Annotated in this window: 13 protein-coding genes and 1 tRNA gene; 12 read left to right on the top strand and 2 right to left on the bottom strand. The window is 68.6% G+C overall.

The annotated features are described in order from the left end of the window. Positions 1-3 precede the first annotated feature (3 nt). From IE263_RS37935 to IE263_RS37960, 6 genes are all read left to right on the top strand, one after another. Positions 4-483 (top strand): hypothetical protein, encoded by a 480-nt coding sequence (locus IE263_RS37935; protein ID WP_189942633.1) that lies wholly within the window; start codon positions 4-6, stop codon positions 481-483. A gap of 84 nt (positions 484-567) precedes the next feature. Continuing rightward, on the top strand, positions 568-1,296 hold the full coding sequence (locus IE263_RS37940; RefSeq protein ID WP_189942634.1) for a DNA cytosine methyltransferase: 729 nt from the start codon (positions 568-570) through the stop codon (positions 1,294-1,296). Then, entirely contained in the window at positions 1,293-2,174 is an 882-nt protein-coding gene (locus IE263_RS37945) for a bifunctional DNA primase/polymerase (protein WP_189942635.1), read from the top strand. The genes IE263_RS37940 and IE263_RS37945 overlap by 4 nt, the downstream gene beginning before the upstream one ends. A 157-nt stretch (positions 2,175-2,331) precedes the next feature. Continuing rightward, on the top strand, positions 2,332-3,876 hold the full coding sequence (locus IE263_RS37950; RefSeq protein ID WP_229911389.1) for a YfjI family protein: 1,545 nt from the start codon (positions 2,332-2,334) through the stop codon (positions 3,874-3,876). Positions 3,877-4,192: 316 nt separating this feature from the next. Next, positions 4,193-4,384 (top strand): helix-turn-helix transcriptional regulator, encoded by a 192-nt coding sequence (locus tag IE263_RS37955; RefSeq protein ID WP_229911390.1) that lies wholly within the window; start codon positions 4,193-4,195, stop codon positions 4,382-4,384. Next, the gene (locus IE263_RS37960) at positions 4,381-5,847 is read left to right on the top strand and encodes a tyrosine-type recombinase/integrase (RefSeq protein WP_189942636.1); all 1,467 of its coding nucleotides are present in this window, start codon (positions 4,381-4,383) and stop codon (positions 5,845-5,847) included. The genes IE263_RS37955 and IE263_RS37960 overlap by 4 nt, the downstream gene beginning before the upstream one ends. 4 nt (positions 5,848-5,851) lie before the next feature. On the opposite strand, the gene IE263_RS37965 is transcribed toward IE263_RS37960, so the two are convergent. Next, positions 5,852-6,979: a trypsin-like peptidase domain-containing protein gene (locus IE263_RS37965; RefSeq protein WP_189942637.1), complete on the bottom strand. Its 1,128-nt coding sequence runs from the start codon at positions 6,977-6,979 to the stop codon at positions 5,852-5,854. 291 nt (positions 6,980-7,270) lie between these two features. Then, positions 7,271-7,342 (bottom strand) — tRNA-Arg (locus tag IE263_RS37970). A gap of 64 nt (positions 7,343-7,406) precedes the next feature. Between IE263_RS37970 and IE263_RS37975 the strand changes: the two genes are divergently transcribed. From IE263_RS37975 to thrB, 6 genes are all read left to right on the top strand, one after another. After that, positions 7,407-8,003 (top strand): response regulator, encoded by a 597-nt coding sequence (locus IE263_RS37975; RefSeq protein ID WP_189942638.1) that lies wholly within the window; start codon positions 7,407-7,409, stop codon positions 8,001-8,003. 358 nt (positions 8,004-8,361) lie between these two features. Further along, positions 8,362-9,357 carry an ArgS-related anticodon-binding protein NrtL gene (gene nrtL, locus IE263_RS37980; RefSeq protein WP_189942639.1) on the top strand — a complete coding sequence of 332 codons (996 nt, stop codon included), beginning with the start codon at positions 8,362-8,364 and terminating at the stop codon, positions 9,355-9,357. Positions 9,358-9,372: 15 nt separating this feature from the next. Further along, on the top strand, positions 9,373-10,764 hold the full coding sequence (gene lysA / locus IE263_RS37985; RefSeq protein WP_189942640.1) for a diaminopimelate decarboxylase: 1,392 nt from the start codon (positions 9,373-9,375) through the stop codon (positions 10,762-10,764). Positions 10,765-10,980: 216 nt separating this feature from the next. Beyond that, entirely contained in the window at positions 10,981-12,273 is a 1,293-nt protein-coding gene (locus tag IE263_RS37990) for a homoserine dehydrogenase (protein ID WP_189942641.1), read from the top strand. A gap of 6 nt (positions 12,274-12,279) precedes the next feature. Further along, a complete protein-coding gene (thrC, locus tag IE263_RS37995) occupies positions 12,280-13,338 on the top strand; it encodes a threonine synthase (RefSeq protein ID WP_189942642.1) in 1,059 nt (352 codons plus the stop codon). A gap of 261 nt (positions 13,339-13,599) precedes the next feature. After that, positions 13,600-14,529, top strand: a complete 930-nt coding sequence (gene thrB / locus IE263_RS38000; RefSeq protein ID WP_189942643.1) for a homoserine kinase — start codon at positions 13,600-13,602, stop codon at positions 14,527-14,529. The last annotated feature ends 394 nt before the right edge of the window (positions 14,530-14,923 follow it).

Genomic DNA, 14,923 nt, shown 5'->3' on the forward strand with positions numbered 1-14,923 from the left:
GCCATGTTCGAGATCCGCATCATCTGCGATCCCGCCGACACCGAACCGATCGTCGCCGCGCTGGACCGGACGTTCACGACCGGCACCGTGAGTGTCTACCCCTCCCGTGACCGCAAGCGGAACCGCCTCTACGCCCGCGCCGAGTACGAGCCCGCCGACGCAGAGCCCACCGCACCCTGGCCCACCCCCGAGGAGGCATACGCCAACGCCCCGAGCATCAACAGCGAGATCGGCTGGGTGGCGCGCACCCTCGCTGCTGCCGAGTGCTTCACCGAGCTGGGACGTGACTTCTACCTGCGCAAGGCCGCGCTGCTGGACCGCATCGCGCTCCTGGACGAACCCCACGATCTATTCAGTGACGCCACCGAGACCGCCGACGCGGCGGCCGTGTTCCTGATGGACATGGACCAGCCGGGCCCGTTCCACGACCCGCGCACCTACGTCCGTCAGCAGTACGCCCACTGGCTCAGCGCCGAGCAGTAGCTGTGGCTGGGGCGGTCGCCTCTCGCCAAAGACCGCGACCGCCCCGGTTCTCCGTCCCTTCGACAGAAACAGGAGACCCCCAGCATGACCCAACCCACCCCCATCCGGCGAGACCGATCCCGGCCGCGCCTGTTGGATCTGTTCTCGTGCGCCAGCGGCGCTGGCAAGGGGTATGAGGATGCAGGGTTCGCCGTGGACGGTTGCGACATCGCCCACCGCCCGCACTACCCCTTCCTGTACCACCAGGGCGACGCCCTCGACTACCTTGTCCGCCTCATCGCTACGGGCGAGATCCGCCGGTACGCGTTCGTCCATGCCTCCCCGCCGTGCCAGCACGGATGTGCCCTGACCGTGGGCACCAACGCATCGCAGGGATGGGGCCGCGCTCACGTCGACCTGGTGGCGCCCACGCGCGACCTGCTCGACAGGACCGGCCTGCCGTACGTCATCGAGCAGCCGAACGGCCGCGCGAAGATCCGCAAGGATCTGACGCTGTGCGGTGAGATGTTCGGGCTCGGGGTCATCCGGCACCGCAACTTCGAGTTGGGCGGCTGGACCATCGAGAAGCCGGCGCACGTCCCGCACCGTGGGCGGGTACGCGGCTACCGGCACGGCCGCTTCTACGACGGCCCGTACGTGGCCGCGTACGGCAGCGGCGGGGGCAAGCCGTCAGTCCCGGAGCTTCAGGCCGCGATGGGCATCACATGGACCGACATGCGCGAGGAGCTGACCGAGGCGATCCCTCCCGCCTACAGCGAGTTCATCGGCCGCGCCTACCTCGCCGCCACGGGGACGCTGGGGGCGGTCGCATGAGCACCGTGATCCCCCACCAGCGGACCGCGCTGCACCTGGCTGAGGCCGGAGTGCCGGTCCTGCCGCTGCGGGACGGCAAGGTGCCGTTCGGCAACTGCCGTGCCTGCGCCAAGAACACTTGCGGCGGCAGGCCGAACATGAAGCGCGCGGGCACCTGCCGCTGCCCCGCCCCCTGCCACGCCTGGGCCGCCGCCGCCACCACCGACCGCGCCGTCATCACGTCCCCGCTATGGGCGGCAGCATGGGAGCGAGCCGTGTGCGTCGGCTACTACCCCGGCGGGGCGGGGCTGACCACGGTCGACCTCGACAACGCGGCGGCCGTCGCCTGGGCCCACGAGACCCTGCCCGCCACCCGCACCGTGCCGACGACACGCGGTGAGCACTGGCTCTACCGGGGCGTCATGGGGTCACACAACGCGGTCCGGGCGGGCGTCGACGTCAAGTCCCTGATGTCATACGCGCGTTGGCTCGGTCCGGGCGCCGGCCGCATGGCCGATCTGCCGTCGGCAGTCCGCGACCTGGTGGTGAGGGAAGAGACCACCCCCGCCCGCGGGGAGGTGGTCTCTTCCCTCCCCGAGCGCGCCACGTGGGACCGCACGGTTGCCACCGGATGCCGCCACACCGACGGCTACGTCCGCACCGGCCTGGAACGTGGCCTCACCCTCGTGCGCTCCCGCGTCGAATCCGGCGCCGGATCACAGGCGTTCGGCGTGGCCCGGTTCCTCGCCGCCCAGCACACCGCCTGCCCCGGACCGTGCGGACTGGACGTCATCGGGGCAGAGATCGTGGCCGCGGCCGTCTCGGTCGGTGTCCCCGAGCCCTACGCCCGCCGCGCGGTCGCCAACGGGCTCAGCGCGGCCGAGAGGGGCGCCACATGACCTATAAGCCCTTCAACCCCTTGAAACAGCCTCAGAACGCCACACAGGCCGCACCACGGGCCACCGTAGGCGACCGAAGGAACGTCGCCGAAGGCGTCCGCACTGCACTTGGTCCTGACCCGCACGTCGGCGATCCCACCGAAGGGAGGGCAGCCTCATGACCGCACAGCCTGTGGACAGCACCGACCTGTGGGCCGGACTGCCCACCCTTGACGCGCCGCCCGCACCCGTGTGGGAGGACCCCGTTCCCCTCGCCGGACCCCGCAAGCTCGCGCCCTTCCCCACCGCCTCCCTTCCAGGGTGGCTGCGGGAGTTCGTGGCCGCGGTCGCCGAGGAGACACAGACCCCCGTCGACCTCGCCGGATGCATCGCCCTGTCCGTGCTCGCCACCGCGGCGGGCGGTAGGGCAGTGGTGCAGGTGCGCGGACACTGGCGCGAGCCCACCAACCTCTACGTCGTGGTCTCGCTGCCGCCCGCCAACCGGAAGTCCGCTGTGTTCGGTCTACTCACCGACCCGCTGTACGAGGCCGAACAGCAGCTCCGCACGCTGGTCCAACCGGCCATCGTGGAAGCCGAGATGACCGCCCGCCTCGCCAAGGAGGCAGCCGACAAGGCCGCGTCCAAGGCAGCCACGGCAGGCGCGGACGAGCGGGATGAACTGGTGTCCACGGCGATCGCACTGGCGCAGACCGCGGACAGCGTCAGCGTGCCGGCCAAACCGCAGTTGCTCGCCGACGACACCACCGCCGAGACGGTCACCTCCCGCATGGCCGAGCAGGGCGGCCGGATCTCCGTCATGTCCGCGGAGGGCGACATCTTCGACATCATCGCCGGACGCTACTCCGGCAAGCCCAACATGGGGGTCTTCCTCAAAGGCCACGCCGGAGACCGCCTCAAGGTCGACCGGCAGACCCGCGAGGAATACATCGAACACCCCGCCCTCACCATGGGGCTGTGCGTGCAGCCACAGGTCCTGGACGACATCGGACGTCAGGACGGGTTCAAGGGCCGCGGGCTGCTCGGCAGGTTCCTCTACTCGGTCCCCGAGTCGCTGGTCGGCCGCCGCAAGATCGAGCCGGACCCCATCCCCGAGCAGGTGATGGAGACCTACCGGCGTCACGTCCTCGACCTGACGCTGTTCCTCGCCGAGTGGACCGATCCGGCCCTCATCCAGCTCACCCCCGAGGCGGTCGCCGCCCTGAAAGCCTTTCAGGCACGGGTGGAACCGATGCTGGAAGCCCGCGGCGGCATCATGGGCCAGATCGGCGATTGGGGCGGCAAGCTGGTCGGCGCCACCGCCCGCATGGCCGCCCTGCTCCACCTCGCCGAACACCTCACCAAAGGGCACACGGTGCCCGTGGCGGAAGCCACCATGCGCGACGCGATCGCGCTGGCCGAGTACTTCATCAGCCACAGCCTCGCCGCGTTCGACTCCATGGGCGCCGACCGCATCGTCGAGCGGGCCCGCACCGTGCTGGAAGTCCTCCACGCCCACGGGTGGCGCGAGGTCAGCAAGCGGGACCTGATGGTCAAGCTCTCCCGCTCCGAGTTCCGCACCGCCAACGACCTCGATCCGGTCCTGGCCCTGCTGGAAGACCACGGCTACGTGCGCGCCCAAGCCGTCCAGCGCACCGGAGGACGCGGCCGGCCGCCCTCCCCCCGCTACCTCATCCACCCCCGCCTGACCGACCCGACCGCCTGACCCCGGCCACAGAAACCACAGAATCACAGAAATAACCCCGGCAAGCCCCTGACCAGCACTGACACTCCTGCCAGGGGCTCGCGGAGCGCTGCCACAGAAACCAACCGAGAAGCCACAGAAATAGCCCGCCACTGGCCCCCGCCGGTCCGGCCGCCTATTTCTGTGGAACTTCCCGCGATTTCTGTGGCAGCCCCCACGGTGCGGCATCGCCGCAGGTCAGCCCCGCAATGCAGGGTTTCTGTGGTTTTCGAGGTTTCTGTGGCGGCTCTCGGCTGGTCCCACCACCTTCCCTTGCTCTCTCGCCCAAGGAGGAGTCGTGGCCAAGCCCCGCGACGAGATGCTGACCATCCCCGAAGTGATCGAAGAGATAGGCGTACCGCGAGCGACGTTCTACCGCTGGCGCCAGCTCAGGAAGGGCCCGAAGGCCATCAAACTCCCGAACGGCTCGGTGCGAATCCGTCGCTCGGAACTGGAGCGCTGGATCGAAACCCGAGAGGAAGCCGCGTGAACCACCGCAAGACCACGGGCGCCCGCAGCAGCGGGCGCCCGTCCGGCCCTGAGACACCGGCCCCCACCCTTTCCACTGACGTACGGGTCTGGAAGGTGAACAAGGTGAAGAGCAAGAAGGCGCCGTACCAGCTCCGTTGGACGGTAGCGGGCAAGGTGAAGACGGCCAGCTTCACCACCGTCGCGCTCGCTGAGAGTCGGCGCTCGGAGTTGTGGCAAGCCATGCGTAGGGGCGAGGCGTTCGACGTGGACACCGGCTTGCCAGAGTCCGAATTCCGGGCCGCAGCGGCGAAGGAGAACACCAAACCAGACCCGTCATGGTGGGATTTCTGCCGCGAGTACATGGCGGCGCGGTGGCGTACCGCAGCGGCGAAGACGCGTGAAGGTATCGCTGACAGCCTGGCCACCGTGGCGCTTGCCATGATGGGCGACGGAGCGAAGGCACCGACCCCTGAGGAAGTGCGGCTGGCCGTGCGCTGGGCTGTCGTACCGGCTCACAAGGGCGAAGAGCCCCCGCCCGACCTCGTGGCCGCCTGTACGTGGCTCTCCAACCGTTCGCTTCCGCTGTCCTCGCTGACGGACCCGAGAATTCTCCGGGACGTTCAGTACCGGCTTTCCTTCAAATTGGACGGCACCCCTGCGGCAGGAGAGACGTATAAGCGGCGTCGTCGCGGCTTCAACACCGCCATGGAGTACGCGATCGAGGCGGGCTATCTGGACGAAAACCCGCTAGCCAACGTGAAGCGGACCGGACCTACGGGCGGTGACTTGGTGGATCCTCGGGTCCTGGTCAATGCGGCTCAGGGGACTTCACTCCTCATGGCCGTCTCGTACGTGGGGTCCGTGCACCGCAACCGCGGCCGTCGACTGGTCGCCTTCTTTGGCTGCCAGCTCTACGCCGCACTGAGGCCGGCTGAAGCGGTCGGGTTGCGAGAGAAGGACTGCTACCTGCCCGAGACCGGCTGGGGGACCCTCACCCTTCGGGAAACCCGCCCGGTGTCCGGCAAGAAGTGGACCGATTCGGGGCAGCGCCACGACAAGCGGGGGCTCAAGTCGCGTGAGGTCAAAGCTGACCGGCCTGTCCCCATACCGCCGCTGCTGGTTGCGATGCTCCGGGAGCACATCACGGAGTTCAGCCCGGCCAAAGACGGCAGGCTTTTCGCCAACGAGCGCGGTGGCGTGCTGGGGGCGTCCAGCTACTGGAGGGTGTGGAAGGAAGCAAGGCCCTTCGCCCTCCCGCCAGACAAGACGAATTCCCCGCTCGCGCACCGGCCTTACGACCTTCGGCACACCTGCATCACGAACTGGCTGAATGCTGGGGTCCCCGTGGCTGAGGTTGCTCGTCGCGCGGGCAACTCCCCAGAGGTCATCCACCGCCGCTACGAGGGCTGCATCGACGGCCACGAGGAGCTGAACAACAGGAAAATCGAGGCGGCTATGGGATGGGAGGAAACGGAGCGTTGATCTTCTACACCTGAGGGTCCTCTGTTTCTACCGGCGGATACGACAATGAGGTGTAGCCATGCTGGGCAAATAGCCTGGTGGTAGCCGTCAAGGCTGCGGTGATTGCAGCGCTGACAGAAGGGTCTGGATCCGCCCCCATAATGTGAATTCTGGTCATCCGGGGGCGGATTTCAACAAGCTCTGTTTGATATTCGCCGAGCGCGGCGGTGGCGGTTTGTAGGGCTTGCTCAAAAACCTCAACGTCGTCATCGCAGCAGACCGTCAGGTGGTAGCGTCGCCCATTATCGAAAGAATCGACCGAACCCAGTACCCGGAACCCACCAGAAATGCCTCGATCTCCTCGGGTGAAATGAACGGTCTGGGTATTCCATAGATCGTCCCAACCGTCCGCTTGGCATTCGGGCAGCAGTTTATGGTGGGCGAGGCATTCGTAGATTGGTTCAATCGACAGGACTGACATGTAGCCGGACTCGGCCGTCCCGTCGTTGGTCAGCAGCGATCGAGTCACTAGACCGAGGGCAAAGCCCCACTCGGAGAACGCGAGGCCGCCGCTAAAGCCGCCGCGTGCGGTGGCGGACAGAACGAAATGAACGTCGCAAGAGTCGTATAGGTCGACCTGAGCGTTCACCTCTGCGCGTGCGCCAACGAGGACAGGTGTCGTAGACATCGGGATGGGTGGGTACCCCAGAACGACAGCCTCCGACAGCACGAAGTCACTCTGCCCTAGGAAGTCGTTGAGATGACTTCCAAGGGGAATGACTGGTGTGCGGGGATTGATTTCCTCAACCTCGAAGATTGCCACATCGATTTCAGTGCGAGGGAGAAACAGTGGTCCTCGCTTTATGACTAGGGCATTGTTTGACACCGAGTGCACAGGGGTGTCACCGTTCAGGAAAGTGTGGGGTTTTTTTGTACGCAACTCCTCCTCAGTGAATGGGATGTAGACAGATTCCGTCATGCAGACCTCCCTGATCTGCTTGTTTTCCACCACGTGGCGGGCCGTTACAAATACGCCTTCCCCGACATGAAACGCAGACCCGATACCAAGGTCTCCGTTTGGGGACTCCACCTCGATGTAGGCCATCGCTGCGGAATATTTGGTGAAGAGTTCCCGCGCCTGCCCGGAATCCACTTGTACCCCTGCCCCTCACGTGCTGCTGCTTAGACAGTCCCGCCGGGAGGCTAGCGCTCGCCAGCTCTGAACCGCTGCCCCGGCAAACCTGGTGCAGCGTGTACTGGTTGGACTTCAGTGGGCAGCGCAGGTCGGCCGGAACCTGTCTCACGGCTCCTCGTCCCCACTCGCCACTCACTCGCGACCAGCGATACACAACGACAAAGAGCCGGACCCAGTGGGACTGGATCCGGCTCTCAATGTCTGGCACTTCCGCAGATCAGCGGGTTGGTCACACTGTTCCGGCGTTTGTGCCCCCGGCAGGATTCGAACCTGCGCACACGGCTCCGGAGGCCGTTGCTCTATCCCCTGAGCTACGGGGGCGTGTCGGGCGGAGCTTCTCGCTCGCGGCGACGAGTAGAACACTACCAGCTCCCTCAGGGTGTTCATGAACGGGTTTACGGGGGCCGGCGGGGGCGTGGGTCCCCCGCACGGGGTGGAAGTGGGGAAAACCCGGACGCGGTGGCCGGTGCGGACCTACTCTCGAGTTGTGCCAGGCGCGTCGGGCCGGGTGCTTGTTGTGGACGACAACAAGGTCATCCGGCAGCTGATCAGGGTCAATCTCGAGCTGGAGGGCCTCGAGGTCGTGACCGCGTCCGATGGTGCCGAGTGTCTGGAAGTCGTTCATCAGGTGCGGCCCGATCTTGTGACCCTCGATGTCGTCATGCCTCGGCTGAACGGGCTGCGGACTGCCGCGCGGCTGCGTGCCGATCCGCTCACCCGGGACCTTCCCCTCGCGATCATCAGCGCCTGTACGCCGTACGAGGTCGAGGCCGGCCTCGAAGCCGGCGTCGACGCCTTTCTCCCCAAGCCCTTCGAGCCCGCCGAACTCGTCAGCCTTGTGCGGCGGCTGATGGAGGGGAAGAGCAGAGAAGCCGACGGGGAGGGGACCGGCCCGATGCATGCTCGAGGTGCGCTTGGGATCGGGACCGTGCTCGGCACCGGGGAAGGCGTCGGAGTGGGGAACGGGCCGACGGCCGAGTAGGAAAACGGGCCGACTGCCGAGTAGGAAAACGGGTCGACGGCTGAGTCGGAAGACGAGTCGGAACTCGAGTAGGAACAACCGGCTGCCGCCCATCCACAGCCATGGAGGCCACAGCCATGGAGGCCACAGCCATGGAGGGCCACAGCCGTGGAGGGCCCCAGCCATGGAGGCCATATCCGCGAAGGGCCATATCCGCGAAGGCCACCCCCACAGAAGGCCCAGCGCCCAACCCCCACCCACCAGCAGACCTGCACAGCCGCCCCCCGGCCCCCACCTCCCCTTCTCACCCCCGTCCACATCCCGGACCCTCACCAAACCGGCTCGCTCACCCACCCCCCTCCTCCCCTACCCTTGTCCCGTGACCCCCGTCGAGCTCTCGCGCACCGTGCTGCACGCGGTACGTCGTGCTGTCGACGCCGGGGAGCTGAGTGTGGCCGTTCCCGCGCGGGTGGTCGTGGCGCCGCCCGGGCCGGGAGGGACCGGGGACTACGCCACCAACGTCGCCCTGCAGCTGGCCCGTCCCGCCGGGCAGCCGCCGCTTCGCGTCGCCGAGGTGCTGCAGCCTTACCTCGCCCGCGCCGCAGGCGTCGTCGGCGTCGAGATCACCGGGCCCGGCTTTCTCAACATCAGCCTCGACCAGGCCGCCACCTCCGCCGCCCTCGTCCGGCGGATCCTCCAGGAGGGCCTGCGCTACGGGCACAGCTCCAGCCTCGCCGGACGGGTCTTCGAACTCCGCGTCCCCTATGACGTCCGCGCCGAAGTGCTCGCCGACGCGCTCGTGCGGATGGTGGGTTCGCAGGGGGGCCGTGTCGAGATCGACCACTGTGAACCCGTGAACCTGCGGCCCGTTCCGGCGCCGGAGGATCCCACCCCCCTCGGGCTCGACGCCGCCTGCTGGGCCCTGCTGCACCCCGCCCCGCACGACCGGCCGCGCATCACCGCCGACCATCTGGTCCAGCGCGAGAGCAACCCCCTCTTCCGCGTCCGTTACGCCCACGCGCGCACCCGCGCCGTCAGCCGTAACGCCGCCGCCCTCGGATTCACCGCCGACCCCGGCGACGTGGAGGTGCCGGACACCCGGTCCCTCGTGACCCTCCTCGCGGACTACCCCCGCGTGCTCACCACGGCCGGCGCTCTCCCGCACCCGGACGGAATCGGCGCCCCCTCCCGCCTCACCCGGCATCTCCTGGACCTCGCCGACACTGCCGTCCCCTTCCTTCCCGCCGTCCTCCCGCGCGGAGACGAGAAACCCTCGGCCGCCCACCGCGCCCGGCTCGCGCTCGCCGAAGCCGCCGGGACGGTGCTGGCCGGCGGCCTGACCCTGCTCGGCATCGACGCACCCGATCACCTCTGAAAGAGCACGCCCACCATGAGCCGTTCCGCACACCCCGCCGGGCCCCGTCACGCCGACGTCCTCCCCGAGGGCCACTACTCCGCCCCGCCCGCCGACCTCAACGCCCTCGATCCGAAGGTGTGGGCGCAGACCGTCAGTCGTGACGATCAGGGCGTCGTCACCGTCGGCGGGATCGACGTGAAGACGATCGCCGAACAGCACGGCACCCCCGCCTACATCCTCGACGAGGCCGACTTCCGGGCGCGGGCGCGGGCCTGGCGCAGCGCCTTCGGGGCCGACGCCGACGTCTTCTACGCCGGCAAGGCCTTCCTCTCCCGCGCCGTCGTCCGCTGGCTGCACGAGGAAGGGCTCAACCTCGACGTCTGCTCCGGCGGCGAGCTGGCCACCGCCCTCTCCGCCGGCATGCCCGCCGACCGCATCGCCTTCCACGGCAACAACAAGTCCAAGGAGGAGATCGACAGGGCCATCCGCGCCGGCGTCGGGCGGATCGTTCTCGACTCCTTCCAGGAGATCGTCCGCGTCGCGCACATCGCCCAGTCCCTCGGCAGGCGGCAGCGCGTGCAGATCCGTGTCACCGTCGGCGTGGAAGCACATACGCACGAGTTCATCGCCACGGCCCATGAAGACCAGAAGTTCGGTATCCCGCTTGCCGGGGGACAGGCCGCCGAGGCCGTCCGCCGCGCCCTCCAGCTCGACGGGCTCGAGCTGATCGGGATTCACAGCCACATCGGGTCGCAGATCTTCGACATGTCCGGCTTCGAGGTCGCCGCCCACCGGGTCGTCGGGCTGCTCAAGGACATCCGTGACGAGCACGGCGTCGAGCTGCCCGAGATCGACCTCGGTGGTGGTCTCGGGATCGCCTACACCAGCGACGACGACCCCCGCGAGCCGCACGAGATCGCCAAGGCGCTCACCGAGATCGTCACCCGTGAGTGCGAGGCCGCCCGACTCCGCACGCCGCGTATCTCCGTCGAGCCCGGCCGCGCCATCGTCGGGCCGACCGCCTTCACCCTCTACGAGGTCGGCACCATCAAGCCCCTCGACGGGCTGCGGACGTACGTCTCCGTCGACGGAGGCATGTCGGACAACATCCGTACCGCGCTGTACGACGCGGAGTACAGCGTCGCCCTCGTCTCCCGCACCTCCGACGCCGAGCCGATGCTGGCCCGGGTGGTCGGCAAGCACTGTGAGAGCGGTGACATCGTGGTGAAGGACGCGTTCCTGCCGGGGGACCTGGCACCGGGTGACCTGATCGCCGTACCGGCCACGGGCGCGTACTGCCGGTCCATGGCCAGCAACTACAACCATGTGCTGCGGCCGCCGGTCGTCGCCGTGCACGAGGGGGAGGCCCGGGTCATCGTCCGGCGTGAGACGGAGGAGGACCTCCTGCGGCTCGACGTCGGCTGAGAACCGGAGCTGAGAAAGGCCGAAAAGCCGAAAGGCCGAAAGGTCCGGAAGGCCGAAAGGTCCGGAAGGCTCCATCGAAAAAAGGGGCGGAAGATCTCCTGTCTGCCGGCCCCGGGGAAATGAAATAGACGTCTCACGATCCGGACCGGGGATAGAAACTCCGGTCCGGTGAGTGAGACTGGTGCAACCGTAGACGGTATGAGGAAACGAGGTCGGATGATGCGTACGCGTCCGCTGAAGGTGGCGCTGCTGGGCTGTGGAGTGGTCGGCTCAGAGGTGGCGCGCATCATGACGACGCACGCCGACGACCTCGCCGCCAGGATCGGGGCGCCCGTCGAGCTGGCGGGTGTGGCCGTGCGGCGGCCCTCCAAGGTCAGGGAGGGCATTGACCCCGCCCTCGTCACCACCGACGCCACCGCCCTCGTCAAACGCGGGGACATCGACGTCGTCGTCGAGGTCATCGGGGGCATCGAGCCCGCGCGCACCCTCATCACCACCGCCTTCGAGTACGGCGCCTCCGTCGTCTCCGCCAACAAGGCCCTGCTCGCCCAGGACGGCGCCGCCCTGCACGCGGCCGCCGAGGAGCACGGCGAGGACCTCTACTACGAGGCCGCCGTCGCCGGCGCCATCCCGTTGATCCGCCCGCTGCGCGAGTCCCTCGCCGGCGACAAGATCAACCGGGTGATGGGCATCGTCAACGGGACCACCAACTTCATCCTCGACAAGATGGACAGCACGGGCGCCGGTTATCAGGAGGCTCTGGACGAGGCCACGGCCCTCGGGTACGCCGAGGCCGATCCCACCGCCGACGTCGAGGGGTTCGACGCCGCCGCCAAGGCCGCCATCCTCGCCGGGATCGCCTTCCACACGCGCGTGCGTCTCGACGACGTCTACCGCGAGGGCATGACCGAGGTCACGGCGGCCGACTTCGCCTCCGCCAAGGAGATGGGCTGCACCATCAAGCTGCTCGCCATCTGCGAGCGGGCCGCGGACGGGGGCTCCGTCACCGCGCGCGTGCACCCGGCCATGATTCCGCTGACCCACCCGCTCGCCTCCGTGCGCGGTGCGTACAACGCCGTGTTCGTGGAGTCGGACGCCGCCGGTCAGCTCATGTTCTACGGCCCCGGCGCGGGCGGTGCGCCCACCGCCTCCGCCGTCCTCGGCGACCTCGTCGCCGTCTGCCGCAACCGGCTCAGCGGGGCAACGGGGCCCGGCGAGTCGGCGTACGCCGCCCTGCCCGTGTCGCCGATGGGTGACGTGGTCACCCGCTACCACATCAGCCTCGACGTCGCGGACAAACCGGGTGTTCTCGCCCAGGTCGCGACCGTGTTCGCCGAGCACGGGGTGTCCATCGATACGGTTCGTCAGCAGGGCAAGGACGGTGAGGCCTCCCTCGTCGTCGTCACCCACCGCGCGTCCGACGCCTCCCTGTCCGGGACCGTCGAGGCGTTGCGCAAGCTCGACACCGTGCGGGGTGTCGCCAGCATCATGCGGGTTGAAGGAGAGTAACCAGCAATGACCCACCAGTGGCGCGGAATCATCGAGGAGTACCGGGACCGGCTGCCGGTATCCGACAGCACGCCGGTCGTGACGCTCCGCGAGGGCGGCACGCCCCTCGTGCCCGCGCAGGTGCTCTCCGAGCGCACGGGCTGCGAGGTCCACCTCAAGGTCGAGGGTGCCAACCCCACCGGGTCCTTCAAGGACCGCGGCATGACCATGGCCATCACCCGGGCCAAGGAGGAGGGCGCGAAGGCGGTCATCTGCGCCTCCACGGGCAACACGTCGGCCTCCGCCGCCGCGTACGCCGTGCGCGCCGGCATGGTGTCGGCCGTGCTCGTCCCGCAGGGCAAGATCGCGCTCGGCAAGATGGGCCAGGCCCTCGTGCACGGCGCGAAGATCCTGCAGGTCGACGGCAACTTCGACGACTGCCTCACGCTCGCCCGCTCACTGAGCGACAACTACCCCGTGGCGCTGGTCAATTCGGTCAACCCGGTACGTATCGAGGGCCAGAAGACGGCCGCGTTCGAGATCGTGGACATGCTCGGGGACGCCCCCGACATCCATGTCCTGCCGGTCGGCAACGCGGGCAACATCACCGCGTACTGGAAGGGGTACAAGGAGTACGCCGCCGACGGCGTCGCCGCCAGGACCCCCCGAATGTGGGGTTTCCAGGCGTCCGGCAGTGCCCCGATCGTGCGCGGCGAGGTCGTCAAGGACCCGTCGACCATCGCCACCGCGATCCGGATCGGCAACCCCGCCTCCTGGCAGTACGCGCTGGCGGCGCGGGACGAGTCCGGCGGTCTCATCGACGAGGTGACGGACCGTGAAATCCTGCGCGCCTACCGGCTGTTGGCCGCGCAGGAGGGCGTCTTCGTGGAGCCCGCGTCCGCCGCGTCCGTGGCCGGTCTGCTCAAGGCCGCCGAGCAGGGCAAGGTCGACCCGGGGCAGAAGATCGTGTGCACCGTCACCGGCAACGGACTGAAGGACCCGGACTGGGCCGTCGCCGGCGCCCCGCAGCCGGTCACCGTCCCCGTCGACGCGGTGACCGCGGCCGCGCGCCTCGGCCTCGCCTGATCAGGGAGCCCAAACGCAATCGAGGGGGTTAACCCCCTCGGGGGTGCACAGGGGGCTTACGACACGCATCGTGCGCCTCCTGTGCGCCCTATGTCGCCACAGAACCTTCCTTCGATAGGCTGTACCGAACCCGCCTACCGCATATGCCTCCGCATATCGCGCGGCCGGCAACGGGGCCGCGCCGTCTGAGCGGCCCGTGGGTCTTCGTACGTCATCGAATGTCATTCGACCATCACGCAGCTCAAGGAGAGTCAACGAGCGATGGCCGGTCCAGCGTTCCGCGCCGCCGCCGTCCGGGTGCGCGTCCCCGCCACCAGCGCCAACCTCGGCCCGGGCTTCGACGCCCTCGGCCTCGCGCTGGGGCTGTACGACGACGTGGTCGTCCGGGTGGCCGACTCCGGGCTGCACATCGACATCGCGGGGGAGGGCAGCGAGACGCTGCCGCGTGACGAGAAGCACCTTCTCGTCCGCTCCCTGCGCACCGCCTTCGACGTCCTGGGCGGGCAGCCGCGCGGCCTGGAGATCGTCTGCGCCAACCGCATCCCGCACGGCCGCGGCCTCGGCTCCTCCTCCGCCGCCATCTGCGCCGGAATCGTCGCCGCCCGCGCCGTGACCATAGGCGGGGAGTCCAAGCTGGACGACACCGCGCTTCTGGAGCTCGCGACCGAGATCGAGGGCCATCCGGACAACGTCGCGGCCTGTCTGCTCGGCGGTTTCACCCTCTCCTGGATGGAGGCGGGCGCCGCGCGGGCGATCAGGATGGAGCCCTCCGATTCCATCGTTCCGGTGGTTTTCGTGCCCGGAAAGCCGGTCCTGACGGAGACCGCGCGCGGCCTGCTCCCGCGCACCGTGCCGCACGTCGACGCCGCCACCAACGCGGGCCGTGCCGCCCTGCTCGTCGAGGCCCTCACCCGGCGCCCCGAGCTGCTGCTGCCCGCCACCGAGGACCGCCTCCACCAGGAGTACCGCGCGCCGGCCATGCCGGAGAGCGCCGCGCTGGTGGAGCGGCTGCGCGCCGACGGGATCCCCGCGGTGATCTCCGGCGCCGGACCCACCGTGATGGCGCTGGCCGACGCGGACACGGCCGACAAGGTCGAGGCCCTGGCGGGCGCGGACTGGGCCGCGAACCGGCTGGCCCTGGACCTGCAGGGAGCGAGCGTGCTGCCGCTTGCGCCCTCCGGGGACATTTAAAAGCGCACGGTTGCCGGATTTCGAGAGGGGGAATGTTTGTTGGATCCGGTAGTGTTAACCTCAAGTCTGCACCCGACCCCACCATGGCGAGGTGCTTCGTGTCCCCGTCCGGGACAGACATTCTTCCGGGAGCTCCCCAAGCCGCACTGCGTTCCGTACGTCGTACCTGGGCAGTACGCCGTACAGCGACGCTGAGCGGTCTGCCGGGCACGCTCCGGAACCGGTGCGACCACGCCACCTGACACTCGGTGTCACGGCTCGTCGAGGAAGCGCCAATCACCAGTTATCTCTTCCGCCGCTTTGGCGGACCACCGCCCCGGCTTCGCCACATCAAGGACCGAAGTCGGACAGCACAACCGGTCGCCGAGCCAGACAGGCCGACGTCCGCTCCAGG

This window comes from Streptomyces aurantiogriseus (assembly GCF_014649375.1).
Classification (GTDB): Bacteria; Actinomycetota; Actinomycetes; order Streptomycetales; family Streptomycetaceae; genus Streptomyces; species Streptomyces aurantiogriseus.

What these genes read in the sequence shown, in the direction of transcription:
- thrC (WP_189942642.1), top strand. Translation starts at nt 12,280, where the DNA reads ATGACCCACCAGTGGCGCGGAATCATCGAGGAGTACCGGGACCGGCTG.
- IE263_RS37990 (WP_189942641.1), top strand. Translation starts at nt 10,981, where the DNA reads ATGATGCGTACGCGTCCGCTGAAGGTGGCGCTGCTGGGCTGTGGAGTG.
- lysA (WP_189942640.1), top strand. Translation starts at nt 9,373, where the DNA reads ATGAGCCGTTCCGCACACCCCGCCGGGCCCCGTCACGCCGACGTCCTC.
- IE263_RS37940 (WP_189942634.1), top strand. Translation starts at nt 568, where the DNA reads ATGACCCAACCCACCCCCATCCGGCGAGACCGATCCCGGCCGCGCCTG.
- IE263_RS37950 (WP_229911389.1), top strand. Translation starts at nt 2,332, where the DNA reads ATGACCGCACAGCCTGTGGACAGCACCGACCTGTGGGCCGGACTGCCC.
- IE263_RS37945 (WP_189942635.1), top strand. Translation starts at nt 1,293, where the DNA reads ATGAGCACCGTGATCCCCCACCAGCGGACCGCGCTGCACCTGGCTGAG.
- IE263_RS37935 (WP_189942633.1), top strand. Translation starts at nt 4, where the DNA reads ATGTTCGAGATCCGCATCATCTGCGATCCCGCCGACACCGAACCGATC.
- IE263_RS37975 (WP_189942638.1), top strand. Translation starts at nt 7,407, where the DNA reads ATGAACGGGTTTACGGGGGCCGGCGGGGGCGTGGGTCCCCCGCACGGG.
- thrB (WP_189942643.1), top strand. Translation starts at nt 13,600, where the DNA reads ATGGCCGGTCCAGCGTTCCGCGCCGCCGCCGTCCGGGTGCGCGTCCCC.